This is a genomic window from Streptomyces sp. NPDC048671 (genome assembly GCF_055587045.1).
The window spans coordinates 170,575-188,087 of the sequence record NZ_JBVJHB010000015.1 but is presented as its reverse complement, the minus strand read 5'-3'; the positions used below and the strand labels follow the sequence as shown (position 1 = coordinate 188,087).

Below are 17,513 nucleotides of genomic sequence, written 5' to 3'. Positions count from 1 at the left end.
CAGCCGCCATCCGTACCGCCCGCTCCGTCACGGCTTCGGCGTCGCCGCCCTCCGGGAGCGCGCGACCCGCCCGTGCCGGTCAGCCGTCTTCACCGGCCGCGTCGCGGAGTCGCGCGACTGCCTGGCGGAGTTCGTCGAAGGCCCGCTGTTCCTCCCGGGGGGTGACCCGGGAGGCCGGCAGGATGCTGTCGCGCGTCCCGCGGACCCTGGCGTAGGCGTCGAAGCAGGCGAGCACCTGTTGGATCAGCGGCTCCCGAGGCAGGGAGGGGGGCGGCGAGGAAGGGCGCTGCGGAGACATCTCTGAACTCTCAATCCAGTCGGAAGCTGCCGGCCGGCCCGGAGTCGGGTGCCCATGGGGCACCGAGGACCCCGGCCCGCGCAGCACGCGGGGCGTGGCTCTGCCGATGACGGGACGCACGCGGGTCCGGCGGGCAGTGCCCGCGGCAGCCAGAAGCGGGGCACCGGCGTCCGGTGCGAGGAAGGTGACCCTGCCGAGACGCGTCTCGGCAACGTCAGGGACACGAGCGACGGCTCGGGAAGGTTTCCAGCGGAGCATGGTGCTCTGCCGCTGGTCAGCTCACCGCGCAGCCGGACGAATTCACGGGCACGGTGGACGGACACGAAGAGCAATAGGCACGGCAAGCCTTTCCGGGCGCGCGACAGTTACGTCGCCGACCAGGCTTCCCGGCACACCACCCGCTCCTCAACAACGAGGCGAGATGCGCCCATGCTATCCGCCGCGGCATCGGGACCGCCTCGCAGGGCGACGAACTCACCGTCCGTCTCACAGCGCGCACCGGCGGGTCATCGCACGGCGGCGGAGCCGGCATGCCGCGCGTACGGCCAGGTGTACGGAAAGGGTGGTTTGTCCCGCCAGTGGTGAGGCGGCGGTTCAAGACGATCGCGACGCCCGCGAGGGCGGCCGTGGGGTTCAATGCGATGACGGCGAACGCTCCGCGGGACCGGCGCTCGTCGAGGTGTACCGCCGGCACCCGGATGTACACCCGCACGTGCACGGCAGTACGGAACGCGGCTGTCAGGACGCACCCGTTCCGCCCTACGCGACCGGGAGCGGCTGTTGTTGGTGCTTGTGGATCACTCGTTGCCCGCTGACGTCAAATCCCTCGTGCGCGGTCCGGGCCTGCGTTACCGACCCGGACTCTCCCGATTACCGGCAGGCCGGCGCGGTGCCGTGCTCGCCAGGCACCGTCCGGATGTCCTGCTCACCCTGACCGTGCCCGACGCGGCGGAAGCGGCGGCCTGGCGTCGGGCGACGGCCCGCGACGCGCCGCTCGTCGTCGTACTCGTCGCACCGGAAGCGGGCGCCGGGCGGGAAGGCGCCGGACAGCCCGCACAGGACGCCGCGGACGCGCATCTGACCGTGCTCCGCCTCACCGGCCGGGCTGCCACGGGACGCGAACTGTACGCACGAGCCCTGGCACTGGCGGAGCTCCGCTGGCTGACCGCGGTGACAGCGCCGACGCTTTCCAGCCGACTCGCCGCGGTCCGGGCCCGCCGCGGATCGGTGGCGTTGGTGGGCGCCGGCGTGGTGAACCTGATCACCGCGTTGCGGCTGCTGCGGTCGGGGCACCGGGTGACCGTCTACGACAGCGCGCCCGACCCCAGGAGCGGTGCCCACTGGACGGCGTACGGGGCCAGCAGGGGCGGTGGCGACGGGCGGATGTTCACCCTCACCGAGACCGACGGCTACCACGGCAACGCGACGACGGGCCCGGTCCCCTTCCTGCGGCCGCTCAAGGACAACGGCTGGTGTCTCGCCGAACCGTCCGCGCTCAAAGAGGAGGAGCGCGGCTGGGTACGCGACAGCGCGCGCATACCGCCGTGGCTCGCCGGCGCCTACACCGACGACGTCCTCCTCCTCAACCGCCTGTCGCAACCACTGTGGGACGAACTCCTCAGCACGGAGCCTGAGTTGGCGCGTGACGTCGGTCTGCGCGACGGCATCCTCCGCCTCTACACCGATCCGGCCGAACTCCGGGCCCAGATCAGGCGGCAACAGGCTCTGGGGGCAGCCCGCCGGGTGCTGTCCCCGGAGCAGGTGGCCCGAAGCCACCCGGCACTGTCCTACGCCCACACGGCGGGCGTCCTCGCCGGAGGCATCGAGGTGACGGGCTTCACCGTCCAGATACACAGCTTCCTCGCCCGGCTGATCGGCCTGCTGGAGCAGGAGGGGGCCCAGTTCCACTGGGAGAAGCCCGTCGAGGGCCTGCACACCGACGCGAACGGGCTGCCGGACGGGCTGCGCTGCGCGGAAGGACCTGTGCACGCGGACCACTACGTCCTGTCTCCGGGCGCGTACGGCGGCGAACTGCTGCGCGGCACCGCAGCGCACGGACTCATCCACGGCGTGGTGGGCGTCTGGCTCACCCTGCCGAACCTGCTGCCCCGGCTGCTGAACTCCCTCAAGATCAGCAGGTCCGGCCATCTGGCGAAGGACACCAACGTCACCGTGACGACAGCACCGGACGGGAAGCCGTCACTGGTGGTGGGGTCCGGCTACGGCTGGACCGGAGCCGACCCCGCGCACATCGACCCCGCGCAACTCGACGCCCTCCACACCGCGGTCGAGGACACCGCGGCGCTGTTCTTCCCGGAGGCGTTCGAGGACGCGCGCGCGGACGGACTCCTTGAGCGGAGCAGACGGCACTGCGTACGCCCGTGGACGGCGTCGAGCCTGCCGGTCCTGGAGATCGCGCCCAACGCGCACGGCGGCCTCGTGGTGGTGACCGGCGGTCACAACACCGGTGGTTTCGCCCAGGCCCCGGTGGTCGCCCAGGCCGTCGCCACCGCCGTGCACGGCGAGGCGCACCCGATGCACGTGCGCTACCACCCCGACCGGCTGCGCATGTTCTACCGGCGCCAATGAGGAACCCGGGAGAACGCACGAAGGAACGCACGAAGGAACGCACGAAGGAACTCGGAACGGAAATTCGGAACAGAAACCACGAGCGAGAGGGCTCACGACATGACCACGGAACAGGCTTGGCAGCAGCGCGGCAGCTCCTTCGGACGCGGCGCGCAGGCGTACGACAGAACCCGGCCGGACTACCCGCGGGAAAGCTTCCGCTGGGTGCTGGGGGAGAAGCCCCGCACCGTGCTCGACCTCGGCGCCGGTACGGGCATCCTCACCCGCGCGCTGCTGGCCGACGGACACCAGGTGTCCGCGGTGGAACCCGACGACGGGATGCGGGAACTCATCACCGCCTCCGCACCCACCGCGGCCGTGCACGCGGGCAGTGCCGAGAAGATCCCCCTCGCGGACGCGAGCGTCGACGCGGTCCTGGTCAGCCACGCCTACCACTGGTTCGACCCCGAGCCCGCGCACGCCGAGATGGCCCGGGTGATCCGGCCGGGAGGAACACTCGCCACCCTGTGGAACCTGCGTGACGAGGAAGTCCCGTGGTCGGCGGAGCTCTCCCGGATCCTCGCCGACGAGGACACCGGCACGGACCCGCAGACCGCGGCGGCGATCCTGCTGCACGGTGTGCTGGCCGCCCTCCGCGGCAACGACCCCGGCCGGCTCTCCGGATGGCTGCGGAATCCCACCTTCGGATCCCGGTTCGGCCCCATCGAGATCGGATTCTTCGAGCACTCCTCACCGCAGACCGTGGAATCCCTCGTCGGACTCATCACTTCCCGGTCCTACTACCTGAACTGCACACCGGAACGCCAGGAAGAGCTGAAGGAACAGATCAGGCAACTCGCCGCCACGCACCCACAACTCGCGGGACGCAATGAATTCGACCTACCGTATGTGACGGTCGTCTTCAAGGCCGTCCTCGCGTCCCAGGCGGTCTGACGACACGGCCCAGGGCCTGTCGTCGATCCGCCGTCACCGCCCGCCCGACAAGGAGCCGCCGTGCTCGTACCCGTCACACCGTCCGTGTACAAGTCGCAGGACGGCGAGGACGTTTGTTGGGCGGGCTTCTTCACCGGCCACCGCGTCCTCGACGCCACGCAAGTGGCCGCGGTCGCCGACCGGCTACTCGGTACGGACTGCTCCTCGGTCGCGCAACTCGCCCAGAAGGAGCTGGCGCCGTGCTACGCCCGGTCCGCCGGCGAGCTCCCCGCCCTGCTGCTCCACTCGGCCACCCCGACACTGCGGGCGCTTGAGGGCGATGTGGCCGAGCTCCGGGCCGACCGGGTTCCGCACGACGTGGCGACGTATGTGGAGGCCCGCGCGGTCTTCCTCGGTGCCACGGCCGACCTCTCGGTCGGACGGACCGCGCCGTGGGCGGAGGCGGTCAGCCACTGGGGCGTGCCCTGCGTCGACGCGGGCGACCGCGACCACTACTACCTCAGCCACGCCCTCCTCACCCTGGCCGACGCGCACGAGCGGGGCGCCGACACCCCGCTCGGCCACGTCATCGACTGGCTGCGCGACCGCCCCGACGCGGTGATCCGGCTGTACGCGCTGGACCTGGAGATGCAGATCTTCCTGCTCTGGCTCCGCCGACGGACCGGTCTCGACCGGTTCGTCACCGACGCCAACAGCCCAGCCGTCGCCACGCGTTGGAACCGCAAGCGGCACATCCATCCCACCGTCGAAGCCGCCCGCACCCTCACACCGAACGGGCTGTCCGCCGACGCGCTGCTCGCGGCCGAACAGCGGCTGGGCGAGGCGTACGAACTCCTCGGCCTGGAGATCCCCGTGCTGCCCGGCTACACCGTGCTGCGCACGGACGTGTCGCGGGAAGCCTTCGTCGCCGGAGTGCTCGATGCCGCCGAGCTGCTCCGTACCCGTTACGGGCTCCGGGCGGCCGGACTCAAACCGAGCGAGGCGGGGGACGGGGCCCGGATCGTCGGCAACATCGACCTCGGCGACACCGGGCGGCTCGCCGCGGAGGCCGAGGCGGCCTATCCACTCGGGGACGACTACCTCCTCGAAGCCTGGGCCGGGTTCCTCTCGGTGGAGCTTGACGGCACGCGGCTGCCGGTCGTTCCCTCGGGCCATTTCCGGTACGGACGTGTCGCGGACGGCCTCACGCTCCAGGTCCTGAACGGCTACTCCTGGACGGGCAACAGCTATCTCGACGCGGACGCCTGGGCCGCGCTCGGTCTGCCGGACGAGGCATACCGGACCATCCGGGACGCGCTGGAGGCGATCCGGGCCGCGTTTCTCGGCCCGGAGAGCGTGCGGGACGGCAGCCACCAGGGGCTGGCCACCGGAGGCGTCGACTTCGCCGTCGGATACGTCGGAGGCAGGTTCGGCGACCGGTTGCTGGTCGGCGCGATCGACTTCAACCTCTCCTCGCACGGGGCGGAGTACCTGCGAGCCTTCCAGGACACCGCACGCCGCGAGGGGATCACCGACCGGTACGCGGCCACCCGGGTGTTCCGGCCCTCGGCCACGCAGACCCTCGGCCGGATGGAAGCGACGGCAGCGGCGATGACGCCGGCGGGAGGCCTGATGCGGGCCGTCGCCTGTGTCCCGGAACGCTGGGGAATGGTCGCCGCGACCGGCCCGGACCCGGCCGCCGCCGCCCGCCGTACCAATCAGCTGCTCGCGGCCCTCGCCGATTCGGACGGAGGAGCCTGAGGGCTGCCCCCTTGGATCTCGGACCAGGCCTCCGGCTATCACGCTCGGGTGAAAATGACCTGCGGCACCGCCAGTCCCAAAGGTGAGAGTAAATACTCTCACCAAGATGACCGTTCCGCTTTTTGGTCATTTTTGAGGCTGCCCAGAATCCGGACGAGACTTTCGATCAGGGCTCACCCGACCCCGTCCAATCCGGTCACCCGTCAGGAAGCGGGCGTCAGCCGACTACGCCGAAGTCCTGCCCCTGTTGCCGGGGGCGGCCGCCTCGTACCAGGGCTGTAAAAGACAAATCGGGATTTCCAGGAAGTTCTCTCCGTTCCCGGTCGGCCTGCGGTTTCGTGGCGGCGATGGGTAAGCGCTGGTGAAACTTTGCAGGAAACGGGGCAGTCGACTCTGCCTGCCGGCGGAAACCGTATCTCCGATGTCCGAAACTCTTCGGCTTAAGAGAATGTCTCATGTGGTGAGTTTCTTGCAGCAGTTCAGGGCTGCGGCGAGGCTGTCGCGCGGGTTCGCCCTTTCGCCCGCACCGACGCGGCATCGACGATCGCGGACGTCCAGTCCAACTCGCCTCCGGTCTCGTGCCGGGGCTATTTCCGTACTGGCCGGGGACGGCTAATGATCAGTTTTTTGTGGACAACGCCGATTGGCTGACCCTAGTATTCGACCGGAGCCGATCGCGAAAGTAAATCGATTAAACTTTGACTTTCAGGGGATTCTTTATGCCCAGTCCCACCGTGTGGAATGTCGTTTCGGATGCAGGGTCGGGTGCGGAGTCGCACGCCGACGCCGACATCGTGCTCGCCGCGGATTTCCCGGTCACGGGGAGGAACGAGGGCGGATTCGCCGATCTGGCTTTGGGCCTGAAGCTGGACTGCGCCCTGTGGCAGACGGTCGCCCCGGTCCGTGACCCGCAGACCGACGCCCTGGACGACACCTATCTGGAGCCCTGGCTCTCCGAGGTGGCCGCCTCAGGTCGCACGGTCCGCGCCGTGCTCGGCTACTGCGCGGGCTCCGTCTTCGCCGGCGTGCTCGCCGAGAAGATCGGCGCACGGCAGGGAGCCGTGCCCCGCGTGGTGCTGTTCGACCCCGAACTGGTCGACGCACCCACCGTGCACCTTCAGTTCGGCCGGGTGATCGGCAACATGACCACCGTCCTGACGGCCGAGGAGATAGCCGAACTGTCCGGCGCCGCGGAGAAGCTCGCCGCCCAGGGCGACGTCGCTCCCGGCGCTTTCGCCGCCGGGCTCTACGCGGCCTTCCACCCGATCGGCACCTCGGCCCTGCGGCGGGCCGGGCTCGACGAGGGCTACGCCGGTGAACTGGTGCAGTTGGTCGGCTCGTTCATGTCCTACCTGGCCACCGCCGCCGGTCTCGACCCGCGACCTGGCTGGCAGGGCGCCACCGTCGTCACCTCCGCCAGCGAGAGCAGCGGGCTGAACCGGATGCGCACCACGCCCGGTGTCGCCCCCATCGAGGTCGCCGACGAGCGGCGCTTCGAGGTCGAACACCGAGACCTGCTGCGCACGCCCGCCATCGCCGAGACGGTGGCCGGCTTCCTGGCCGCCGGGCCCAGGGAGAGTGCGTGAGCGTCGAACCCCCTGCCGCCGCCGCCCAGGACGGGCGGGGGCTGCCGGCCGGGCACATACGGCCGAGCCGCAAGGAGACCACCCTGTGGCTCCTCGACGAACTCGTCCCCGGCAGCGGTGCCAATAACCTGTCGCTGGCCCTGCGGGTACGGGGCCGCCTCGACGCAGCCGCCACCGCGCACGCCGTACGACTCCTGACGGAACGCTTCGAGGTGCTGCGCACGGTTTACCACCGCGAGGACGCCGCGCTGACCAAGGCCATCGCGCCGTCCGTGGCCGTGGACCTGGAAGAGGCGGCGCACCACGGCAGCGAGCAGGACGAACCGGCCCTGCTGACGGCCTTCGTCGCCAGGCCGTTCGCCCCGGACGGCAGCCCCCTCCTGCGCGCCCTGCTCCTGCACGGCCAGGAGAGCGACGTCCTGTGCCTGGCCCTCCACCACGCCGTGTCGGACGTGCAGTCGACGGCGATCCTGCGCGCCGAGTTCGTCTCGCTCTACGAGGAGGTGCTTCAGGGCGGGCTCCCCGCCCCCACCGAGGTGCCCGCCCTGCGCGAGTCCGCACCGTCCGCCGAGAGCCGCGGCTACTGGCAGGAGCAGATGGCCGGCTTCCGGCCCTCGGGCCTGGAACTCCGCTGCGAACAGCGCGACCGGCCCGTCACCACCCTGCGGGGTGACGAGGTCACCCACGTCCTGTCAGCCGAGGCCCACGCCGTCGTCCGCCGCCTCCAGCGCGAGCTGCGGGCGCCGGAGTCCGTCGTGCTGCTGACCGCGTACGCGGTCCTTCTCGCCGCTCACGGGGCCGGCCCCGATCTCGCCATCGGCTCGCCGGTCAACACCCGCCCCCGCGAAGCGGTGGACGCGGTCGGCTACCACAGCAACCTGGTCGTCCTGCGCCTGCTCCTGGACCGTGACGCGACCTTCCGTGATCTCACGTCGCTGACCCGGCGGACGTTCATGGAGGCGATGGCGCACAAGGACATACCGACCGATGACGTCCTCGACATGGTCGAACGCGACGGTTCCGGCTGGCGCAACGCGCTCTTCAAGCACGTGTTCAACTACGTTCCCTTCGCCGAGGACCAGCGCACCTTCGAGCTGGCCGGCACCGAGGCGGAACTCCTCGTCGTCGAGAACGGCTTCAGCCAGTTCGACCTGGAGTTCTTCGTATCAGCCAACCGGGAGACGGCCACCGTCCGTGCCGCGTTCTACACGGGTGTGCTGGACCGTTCGGACGTCGAGCTGATGGTCCGGCGCTACGACGCCCTCCTGGTGGCCCTGGGTACCGGCGTCGACACCCCGATCGCCGCCCTGCCGTCCTGGTCGGACCGGGACCACGAGATCATCGATGCGGCCAACGCCACCGCCCGCACGATCGACCTGCCGTCGGTACTCACCGGGTTCGTCCGCAGGGCCGCCGCCGACCCGTCGGCGGTGGCCGTCCGGGAGGGCGACCGCACGGCCACGTACGGCGGGCTGTGGTCCGGCGCCGTCGACACGGCCGCCCGGCTGGCCGAGGCCGGTGTACGTCCCGGAGACGTCGTCGCGCTCCTCCTGCCGCGCGGCGCCGCACTGGCCGCCTCGGTGTTCGGCACCTGGCTCGCGGGCGCGGCCTACCTGCCGCTCGACCCCAACCACCCGGTGGAGCGGCTGACCTACCAGCTCGACGACACGCGGGCCCGCGTCGTCATCGTCGGTGCGGGGATCACCGCCCCGGACGGCCAGGTCACGGTGCCCGCCACCGACTGGGAGGGCGTGCCGCAGGTGCCCGTGGACGAGTCGGCCGTGAAGGCCGACCCGGACGCCCTCGCGTACGTGATCCACACCTCCGGCTCCACCGGCAGGCCCAAGGGGATCCCGATCCGGCACGGCAGCCTGGTCAACCACATCGTCGACTACGCCGAACGGTTCGGAGTGGTCGGTTCCACCCGCCCCACGGGCTGGCTCAGCACGTACAGCTTCGACACCTCCTCGCTTGAACTGATGATGCCGCTGCTGCACGGCGGTCACACCGTCGTGCTCCCGGACGAGGCGCGCACGGACGGCGCCCTGCTGGCGGACGCCGTCACCGCGCACGACATCGGCCTGCTCCAGGCGACCCCGACCACCTGGCGGCTGGTCGCCCACGAGGCGGCCGACGCCACCGCCGGACGCGTCCTCCTCACCGGCGGCGAACCCCTGCCCGCCGAACTCGCCACCCGGCTGCTCGACGCGGGCGCCGAACTGTGGAACGTCTACGGCCCCACCGAGAGCACCATCTGGGCGACCGCCGGAGCCGTACCCTCCGGTCACGGCGGCCGGGTGGACATCGGTGCGCCCGTGGCCAACTCCCAGATCTTCATCGCCGACCCACACGGCAGGCCGCTGCCGGTCGGCCTCCGCGGAGAGCTGTGCGTCGCCGGCGTCGGAGTCGCCTCCGGATACCACGAGCGGCCCGGACTGACCGCGGAGCGCTTCGGGCAGAACGACGAGTACGGACGCTTCCACCGCTCCGGAGACGTGGCCCGCTGGCGGCCGGACGGCAGGATCGACCTGTTCGGCCGGATGGACCGGCAGCTCAAACTGCGCGGCAACCGGATCGAGCCGGCCGAGATCGAAGCGGTCCTGCTCGGCCACCCCGACGTCGAGGCGGCGGCCGTCGTGGTCGTCGGCGATCCCGGGGCGGACGGCTACCTGGCCGCCTTCGTCCGGATCCCCGGCCGGCCCGAGGCCGTGGACGAACTGTGGGACCACGCCCACGGGCAGCTCCCGCGCTCGGTCGTCCCGCACCGGTTCATCCCCGTGGACGCCTTTCCCCGCACCGGCAGCGACAAGGTCGACTACCTGGCGCTCGCCGAGCAGGCCGCCCGGCATCACGGCCCGGCCGTCGGCGGCCGGCCCGAGGGGGCGGCGGTGGACGACGACGACCTGACGGCCACCGTCCTGGGCCTGTTCGCCGAACTGCTGGACCGAAGCGACCTCGACGCCGGCGCGCACTTCTTCGCCAACGGCGGGCACTCGCTGCTGGCCGTCTCCCTCGCCCAGCGGATCAGGGACATCACCGGCGTACGACTCGCGTTGACCGACGTTTTCGAGACCCCCACCCCTGCCGCCCTCGCCGATCGGCTGCGCCGACTCGTCTGACGGACCGAAAGAGACCACTCATGGAAATCCTCAAGCTCGCAGTCAGCGGCTGGTTCGCCCGAGCCCTCGCGGTCGCCGCCCGTCTGGAGATAGCCGACATCCTCGACGGCGGATCGATGACCTCGGCCGAACTCGCCGAGCGCACCGGGTCCGACCCCGACGTCCTGCACCGCCTCCTGCAGATGCTCACCGTGCCGGCCGTACTGGAGAGGGACGGGGAGAAGTTCCGGCTGACCGAGGCGTACGCGCCGCTGCGCGCGGACCACCCCACCACCCAGCGCCACTTCGCCATCCTCGCCGCCGAGCTGTACGACGACGCCTTCGCCGGTCTGCTGCACACCGTGAAGACCGGAAAGTCCGGCTTCCAGGAGGTGTTCGGGGAGTCCCTCTACGGATACCTGGAGACCCACCCCGAGACGGCGGACCTGTTCGACAAGGGCATGGTCGACCTCGCGACGCCGGTCGCCCAGTGCCTGCTCGGCCTGCACGACTTCAGCGATGTGAAGAGCGTCGTCGACGTGGGTGGCGGCAGCGGCGGACTGCTCCCCGTCCTCCTGGCCTCCAACCCCGGCCTGCGCGGCACCGTCGCCGACCGCGCCAGCGTGTGCGCCAGGGGCCGCACCGCCCTGGAGCGGGTCGCGCGGGAGGACGTGCTCGACCGCATCGACTTCGCCCCCAGCGACTTCTTCGTCGAGGTCCCGGCCGGCGCCGACCGCTACCTGCTGAAGAACGTGCTGCACGACTGGACATACGAGAACTGCGTACGGATCCTGCGCACCGTCGCCACCGCCATGGCCGACAGCTCACCGGACGCCAGGCTGCTCGTCGTGGAGCCGCTGGTCGAGAACGACATCGACGGCTGGCGGGCCATGTTCCAGGCCGTCGCCTGCGACGAGGGCACCACAGGACTGGACGAGCCCGCCATGCGCAAGGCGCTGGAGGAGGCGGGCCTCACAGTGGAGTCCGTGGGTCAACTGCCCACGCAGCACAAGGTGTTCGTCACCTCCCTGCGTGCCTCCTGATGCTCACGCCCGTCTTCCTGTTCGCGGGGCAGGGATCGCAGTACCACGGCATGGGCAAATGGCTCTACGGGGCCGCCCCCGCCTTCCGTGACGCCCTCGACTCCCTGGACGCGACCGTCAGGGAGGTGCGCGGCGACTCGGTGATCGAGGCGATCCACGGCCCCGGCCTGGGCCCCCAGCACCCGATGTCGCGGTTCTCCCTGACCCAGCCGGCCATCTTCATGGTCGAGTACGCGCTGGCGCGGATGCTGCGGGCCTACGGGTTCGAACCCGGCGCGGTGCTCGGCGCCAGCCTGGGCGAGATCGCGGCGGCGGCCGTCGCGGGAGCCGTCGACCCGGACGAGTGCCTGCGCTCCCTGCTGCGCCAGGTCGACGTGTTCGAGGCCGAGTGCCCCCGCGGGGGGATGCTCGCGGTGCTGGCCGACCCCGGCCTCGCCGCCCGAGACCCCGTCCTCGCCGAGGCATACGTCGCCGCCGTGAACTCGCCGGAGAACTTCGTCCTGGCCGGCACCGCCGAGGCCCTGGACAGGATCGAGAGCCATCTGCACACCACCGGCACGCTCTGCCAGCGGCTGCCGGTGCAGTTCCCCTTCCACTCGCCCCTGATCGACCCGGTCGAGGGCGTGTTCAAGGAGCTGATCGGCGAGCTGACCATGAGGCCGGCCACCATCCCGCTGATCTCCGGCACCACCGGCACCGCCGTGCGGCTGCCGGACCCGGCGCACCTGTGGCAGGTGCTCCGGGAGCCCTTCGACCTGACCCGGGCGCTGGGGCCGCTGCTGGACCGTGACGACCTGCTCTTCCTCGACCTCAGCCCCTCCGGGTCCATGGCCAACCTGGTGCGGGCCGCGCTGCCGGAGGGCAGCCGCTCCCGCGTGCTGCCCCTGCTGTCCCCGTACGCCCGTGACGAGGTGCTGTACCGGGCCGTCCTCGACGCGCGCCCCGGCCTCGCCGCCACCCCCGCAAGAATCGAGGTGAACCCCGTGAGCGCTCCCGCAGAGACACCGGCTCGCCCGTCCACCGCCGCACCGACGCTCGACGTCCACGTCTTTCCCGGGCAGGGCGCGCAGGCCAAGGGCATGGGCCGGGAGGTGTTCGACCGCTTCCCCGACCTCGTCGCCCGCGCCGACGCCGTCCTCGGCTACTCGATCCGCGAACTGTGCCTGGAGGATCCGGGCCGCAACCTGCGGGACACCCGCTACACCCAGCCCGCCCTGTACGTGGTCAACTCCCTCAGCTGGCTGGCGGCCGTGGGCGAGGGCGGACGGCTGCCGGACTACGTACTGGGGCACAGTCTCGGTGAGTTCTCCGCCCTGTTCGCCGCCGGGGTGTACGACTTCGAGACGGGACTGCGCCTGGTCGCCGAACGCGGGCGGATCATGGGGCAGGTCACCGGCGGCACGATGGCGGCCGTCTCGTCCGTCGACGCCGCGCTCGTGGAGCGGGTGCTGCGGGACAACGGCCTCACCGACCTCGACATCGCGAACTACAACACGCCGAACCAGACCGTGATCGCCGGCCCCGCGGAATCGGTCAACCGGGCGCTGCCCGCGCTGAAGGAGGCCGGCGCCCGGTGCGCGCCGCTCAATGTCAGCGCACCCTTCCACAGCCGGTACATGGCCGCGGCGGCCGAGGAGTTCGGCAGGCTGCTGGACGCCACCCCCTTCGCCGCACCGAAGATTCCGGTGATCGCCAACGTGGACGCGCGGCCCTACGCGGCGGGCGAGGTGGCCGCCACCCTGCGCCGGCAGATCGCCTCGCCGGTGCGCTGGACCGACAGCATCCGGCTGCTGATGGGGTACGGCGACCTCCGGGTGCGCGAGCTCGGCCCGGGGCAGGTGCTGACCAAGCTGGTCGACCGGATCCGCGCCGAGGCGACCGCCCTCACGCCTCCCGGCCCAGCGGAGCAGAGCACGGCCCAGCGGCCCGAGCCCGTACGCCATGAGCCCGTACGCCATGAGGCCATGCGGCCTGAGTCCCTACGTCCCGAGGCCATGCCGGCCGTGTCCGCACCCTCCGCGAAGGCCTCAGCCGGGTCGCTCGGTTCGGAGGCCTTCCGGCAGGACTACGGCGTCCGCCTCGCCTACGTCGCCGGCGGGATGCGGCAAGGGGTGGGCTCCGTGGACCTGGTCGCCCGGATGGCCGGGGCCGGACTGCTGTCCTACTTCGGCGCCTCGGAACTCGCGGCCGGGGACGTGGCCCTGGCGGTCGCCGCGATCCGCGCACGCGTCCCGGCAGGGGCGCCCTTCGGGGTCAACGTCACACATGACCCCTTCGACCCGCGTGTCGAGTCCGAACTGGTCGACGTACTGATCCGGGAGGACGTGCGGTTCGTCGAGGCCTCCACGCACGTCGAGGCGACACCCGCCCTCGTACGCCACCGGCTGACCGGTGCCCGGGTGCTGCCGGACGGCACCGCGTACGTGCCCCGGAAGATCCTGGCGAAGGTGACCCGGCCGGACGCCGGGCGCCTCTTCCTGGAGCCGCCGCCCGCCGCACTGGTGAGCCGGCTGGTGGAACAGGGGCTGCTCACCACCGAGGAGGCGGAGGCCGGCGCCCGAGTCGCGCTGGCCGACGACGTCTGCGCGGTGGGCGACGCGGGGGACCACTCCGACATGGCGGCCCTGTGGGCGCTGCTGCCCGCGCTGCGTGGACTGCGCGCGGAGCTGGGCGGCGTCGCCGGGGCGGTCCGCATCGGGGCCGGCGGCGGAATCGGCGCCCCCGAGTCGGCGGCGGCCTCCTTCGTGTTGGGCGCCGACTTCGTCCTGACCGGCTCCATCAACGCGTGCACCGCCGAGAGCGGGACCAGCGTCGCGGCCAAGGACCTGCTCCAGGCCGCGGACGTCCACGACACCGCCTTCGCGCCCTACGGCAACCTCTTCGAACTGGGCGGGAGGGCAAGGGTGTTGCGCAAGGGGGTGCTCTTCCACGCCCGCGCGGGAAAGCTCCACGACCTGTGGCGCAACCACGACTCCTGGGAGGCGGTCCCGGCCGCGGTGCGCGCGAAGGTGGAGCGGGACTACCTGGGGGCCTCCTTCGAGGAGATCCTCGCCCGCTCCGGCAACTCCTCCGCCGGCTCTTCCGAGCAGGCCCTGGACCCCAAGCGGCGGATGGCGCTCGTCTTCCGCTGGTACTGCGCCCAGGCCGCGACCTGGGCGATCGAGGGCACGCCGGGCCGCGTCGCCAACTACCAGATCCCCTGCGGACCTGCCCTCGGCGCCTGCAACCGGTGGCTGGCCGGCACCCCGCTGCACGCCTGGGCGAACCGGCACGCCGACGAACTGGCCGAGCGCCTGATGACCGAGGCCGCCGAGGTCGTGAGCGGTGGCCTCCAGCGCCACAGCTCCTGACCGCACGTCCCCGGCCTCCGCACGGCCGGGTCCCCGCAGGACGTCAGCACGACTCCAGCAATCTCATCAAGATCTCAGCGAGAGACGAGGCACGCCGTATGACCGAGATCCCTGCCACGGAACTCACCACCGAACAGGACGCCCTGGCGAGTGAGTTCGACCTGTCCGACCCGAAGTTCATCACCGACCCGAAGGCGGGGGAGCGCTGGCTCGGCGGCCCCCGGCCCGTCTGCCGCGGGAAGTTCGCGGACGGCAGCGACATCTGGGTGGTGACCGGGCACCACGACGTGAAGACGGTGCTCGGAGAGCCGACCCTGCGCAGCAGCCCGCCGGGCGACTCCCACCGGGAGAGCATGCTCTCCCGGGGCATCCCCGAGGACATCGTCGACATGTTCGACTCCACCCTGCTGACCATGGACGGCGAGGACCACATGCGGGTCCGCCGCCTCGTCACCCGGGCCTTGTCCGCCCGCCGGATGCTCGCCCTGACACCGGCCGTCGAACGCGTCGCTGCGCGCCTGCTCGACGACCTCGCCGACAAGCCCGAGCCCGACCTGATCGCGGACTACGCGCACCCGCTCGCCATCATCGTCATCTGCGAACTCCTCGGCGTCGACGAGGAGTACCGCGAGCAGTGGCGCGAGTGGAGCGAGACCCTCGCCCAGGCGCTGCGCCCGAATCCCGAGCAGTTCGCCCCCGCCGTACGGGGCATGGCCCGGGTGACGAGGGAACTGATCGCCGCCCGCCGGGCCGAGCCGCGCGACGACCTGATCTCCGAGCTCGTGCAGATCCACGAGGAGGACAGCGACCGGCTGACCGACGACGAGCTGACGGCCCTGGCGATGGTGCTCGTACAGGCCGGCCACGAAACGGTCCGCAACCTCGTCGCACTCGGCGCCTTCACCCTGCTCCAACACCCCGACCAGCTGGAGCTGCTGAAGAACGACCCCTCCCTCGGCAGCCGCGCCACCGCCGAACTCGTACGCCACACGGCGCCGGTGAAGCACACCTTCCGCCGCTTCGCCACCGAACATCTCGAGATCGGCGGTGTGAAGGTGCAGCCCGGAGAGGCGATCCAGGTGGTGCTGGCCGCCGCGAACCGCGACCCCGAGGTCTTCGAGGAGCCGGAACGCCTCGACATCACCCGCGAGCAGAACGCGCACCTGGGCTTCGGCCGCGGCGCGCACTACTGCCTGGGCGCGAGCCTCGCCCTGATCGAGGGAGAGGTCGCCCTGACCGCGCTGTTCGACCGGTTCCCCGACCTGGCGCTGGCCGTGGACCCGCAGGAGATCGAGCCGCGCTACCTGCTCTCGATGCAACGCCTTCCCGTCCTCCTGTCTCCGCAGACCAAGGCGTGATGACCGACGGCCTCCCCGCGGTTGCGGGCCTGCCGGTGGCCCGGGGCGGCTGCCCCGTTCGGTGAGTTACCCATGACCTGGTGAACGGAGAGCACGTGCTGTATCGAGAGATGTTCAAGTCCAAGATCCACCGCGCCACGGTGACCCAGGCGGACCTGCACTACGTGGGCTCCGTCACCATCGACTCCACCCTGATGGCCGCCGCGAACCTGTGGCCGGGGGAGAAGGTCGACATCGTCGACGTCGACAACGGGGCCCGGCTCAGCACTTACGTCATTGAGGGCGAGGCGGACAGCGGGGTCGTGGGCATCAACGGCGCCGCGGCCCACCTCATCAACCCCGGCGACCTCGTCATCATCATCTCCTACGCGTCCATGAGCGAGGAGCACGCCCGCACCTACGAACCCTCCGTGGTCTTCGTCGACGCGGACAACCGCCCCGTCACGACCGGCACCGACCCCGCCGGCGTACCCGAAGGATTCGGTCTGGTGCGCGGCGACACCATCACCGCCTGACCGAATCCCCTGCTCATCGGAGACTCACATGAGTGCCACCCCTGACGTGATGACCGCTTTCACCAGTGGCCTCGCGGACATCAACCTCGACGAGTCCGGCGGCGCGCGCCGCGGCGCGAACGCCGCCGGCATGAAGTCGGCAAGCGCCACCATCTACGACATGGCCGCCACGCTCTCCGGCCAGGGAGCGCTGTGGAACTGGGGCATGTACGACCCCGACCTCGCCAAGGAGATGCGCGTCCGCGTGCCCGGCTTCGGCGAGCCGTGGACCGACGGCTTCAGCGAGCAGCTCTACTTCCTCGCCCTGCGCGACCTTCCGATCGACCTCGACGACTACGCGGGACGCCACGTCCTGGAGGTCGGCTGCGGGATGGGGGAGGGACTCAACCTCCTCTCCCGGATCGTCCCCGGCGCCCGGATGACCGGCCTGGACCTCTCGCCCAAGGCCGTCGACCGGGCCACCGCCACTCTTTCCCGGGGCGACGCGCTCACCTTCGTCCACGGTGACGCGGAGGACCTGCCCTTCGAGGACGCCTCCGTGGACGTCCTCGTCAACATCGAGAGCTCGCACACCTACCCCGACCTCGGCAAGTTCCTCGGTGAGGCCGCCCGGGTGCTGCGCCCCGGCGGCTTCCTCAGCCACATCGACGTCTACACCCGCCAGCGCACGGAGACCATGCGGCGCACCGCGGAGGAGACCGAGGGCCTGGACTGGAAGTCCGACCACGACATCTCGGACCAGGTCCGTGCGGCCGTCCGCCGGCGCATGGCACCCGGCAGCCACTTCCGTACCACCCTGGGCAAGCAGCGCATGAACCCGCTGGTGCGCCAGATCGCCGCGCACAGCCAGATCCTCATGTTCGGCGGGATGTTCGCGGGCTACCAGCCGCCCCCCACGGTCAAGGTGCTCAGCAAGATGGGCATCGTGCCCTGGATGAGCGGGCTGCCCATGGAGAGCTACCGCCACCGGATCGCCGTCCGCCGATGACCCGCCGCCCGGACC

The 17,513-nt window shown here is 71.2% G+C and carries 11 protein-coding genes; 10 read left to right on the top strand and 1 reads right to left on the bottom strand.

Annotation, left to right across the window (positions count from 1 at the left end; genetic code table 11):
• Nucleotides 1-79 precede the first annotated feature (79 nt).
• Entirely contained in the window at nt 80-298 is a 219-nt protein-coding gene (locus ACZ6S6_RS28675; protein ID WP_362962389.1) for a hypothetical protein, read from the bottom strand.
• A gap of 894 nt (nt 299-1,192) precedes the next feature.
• Between ACZ6S6_RS28675 and ACZ6S6_RS28670 the strand changes: the two genes are divergently transcribed.
• The 10 genes from ACZ6S6_RS28670 (at nt 1,193) to ACZ6S6_RS28625 (ending at nt 17,498) form a co-directional block, all read left to right on the top strand.
• Nucleotides 1,193-2,887, top strand: coding sequence for an NAD(P)/FAD-dependent oxidoreductase (locus tag ACZ6S6_RS28670; protein WP_469707481.1), 1,695 nt, complete (start codon nt 1,193-1,195; stop codon nt 2,885-2,887).
• A gap of 99 nt (nt 2,888-2,986) precedes the next feature.
• On the top strand, nt 2,987-3,820 hold the full coding sequence (locus ACZ6S6_RS28665; protein ID WP_362962393.1) for a class I SAM-dependent methyltransferase: 834 nt from the start codon (nt 2,987-2,989) through the stop codon (nt 3,818-3,820).
• 60 nt (nt 3,821-3,880) lie between these two features.
• Nucleotides 3,881-5,560 (top strand): hypothetical protein, encoded by a 1,680-nt coding sequence (locus ACZ6S6_RS28660; RefSeq protein WP_469707479.1) that lies wholly within the window; start codon nt 3,881-3,883, stop codon nt 5,558-5,560.
• A gap of 719 nt (nt 5,561-6,279) precedes the next feature.
• Nucleotides 6,280-7,146 carry a hypothetical protein gene (locus tag ACZ6S6_RS28655; RefSeq protein WP_362962397.1) on the top strand — a complete coding sequence of 289 codons (867 nt, stop codon included), beginning with the start codon at nt 6,280-6,282 and terminating at the stop codon, nt 7,144-7,146.
• A complete protein-coding gene (locus ACZ6S6_RS28650) occupies nt 7,143-10,265 on the top strand; it encodes a non-ribosomal peptide synthetase (RefSeq protein WP_469707477.1) in 3,123 nt (1,040 codons plus the stop codon). The genes ACZ6S6_RS28655 and ACZ6S6_RS28650 overlap by 4 nt, the downstream gene beginning before the upstream one ends.
• Before the next feature lie 20 nt (nt 10,266-10,285).
• Entirely contained in the window at nt 10,286-11,287 is a 1,002-nt protein-coding gene (locus tag ACZ6S6_RS28645) for a methyltransferase (RefSeq protein ID WP_362962401.1), read from the top strand.
• A complete protein-coding gene (gene fabD / locus ACZ6S6_RS28640) occupies nt 11,287-14,637 on the top strand; it encodes an ACP S-malonyltransferase (RefSeq protein WP_469707475.1) in 3,351 nt (1,116 codons plus the stop codon). Before ACZ6S6_RS28645 ends, fabD begins: the two co-directional genes overlap by 1 nt.
• A gap of 98 nt (nt 14,638-14,735) precedes the next feature.
• Nucleotides 14,736-15,995, top strand: coding sequence for a cytochrome P450 family protein (locus ACZ6S6_RS28635; RefSeq protein ID WP_469707473.1), 1,260 nt, complete (start codon nt 14,736-14,738; stop codon nt 15,993-15,995).
• A gap of 98 nt (nt 15,996-16,093) precedes the next feature.
• Nucleotides 16,094-16,510, top strand: a complete 417-nt coding sequence (gene panD, locus ACZ6S6_RS28630; protein ID WP_362962419.1) for an aspartate 1-decarboxylase — start codon at nt 16,094-16,096, stop codon at nt 16,508-16,510.
• A 28-nt stretch (nt 16,511-16,538) separates the two neighbouring features.
• Nucleotides 16,539-17,498, top strand: a complete 960-nt coding sequence (locus tag ACZ6S6_RS28625) for a class I SAM-dependent methyltransferase (RefSeq protein ID WP_362962407.1) — start codon at nt 16,539-16,541, stop codon at nt 17,496-17,498.
• The last annotated feature ends 15 nt before the right edge of the window (nt 17,499-17,513 follow it).

What these genes read in the sequence shown, in the direction of transcription:
- ACZ6S6_RS28645 (WP_362962401.1), top strand. Translation starts at nt 10,286, where the DNA reads ATGGAAATCCTCAAGCTCGCAGTCAGCGGCTGGTTCGCCCGAGCCCTC.
- ACZ6S6_RS28655 (WP_362962397.1), top strand. Translation starts at nt 6,280, where the DNA reads ATGCCCAGTCCCACCGTGTGGAATGTCGTTTCGGATGCAGGGTCGGGT.
- ACZ6S6_RS28665 (WP_362962393.1), top strand. Translation starts at nt 2,987, where the DNA reads ATGACCACGGAACAGGCTTGGCAGCAGCGCGGCAGCTCCTTCGGACGC.
- ACZ6S6_RS28635 (WP_469707473.1), top strand. Translation starts at nt 14,736, where the DNA reads ATGACCGAGATCCCTGCCACGGAACTCACCACCGAACAGGACGCCCTG.
- ACZ6S6_RS28675 (WP_362962389.1), bottom strand. Translation starts at nt 298, where the DNA reads ATGTCTCCGCAGCGCCCTTCCTCGCCGCCCCCCTCCCTGCCTCGGGAG.
- fabD (WP_469707475.1), top strand. Translation starts at nt 11,287, where the DNA reads ATGCTCACGCCCGTCTTCCTGTTCGCGGGGCAGGGATCGCAGTACCAC.
- ACZ6S6_RS28625 (WP_362962407.1), top strand. Translation starts at nt 16,539, where the DNA reads ATGAGTGCCACCCCTGACGTGATGACCGCTTTCACCAGTGGCCTCGCG.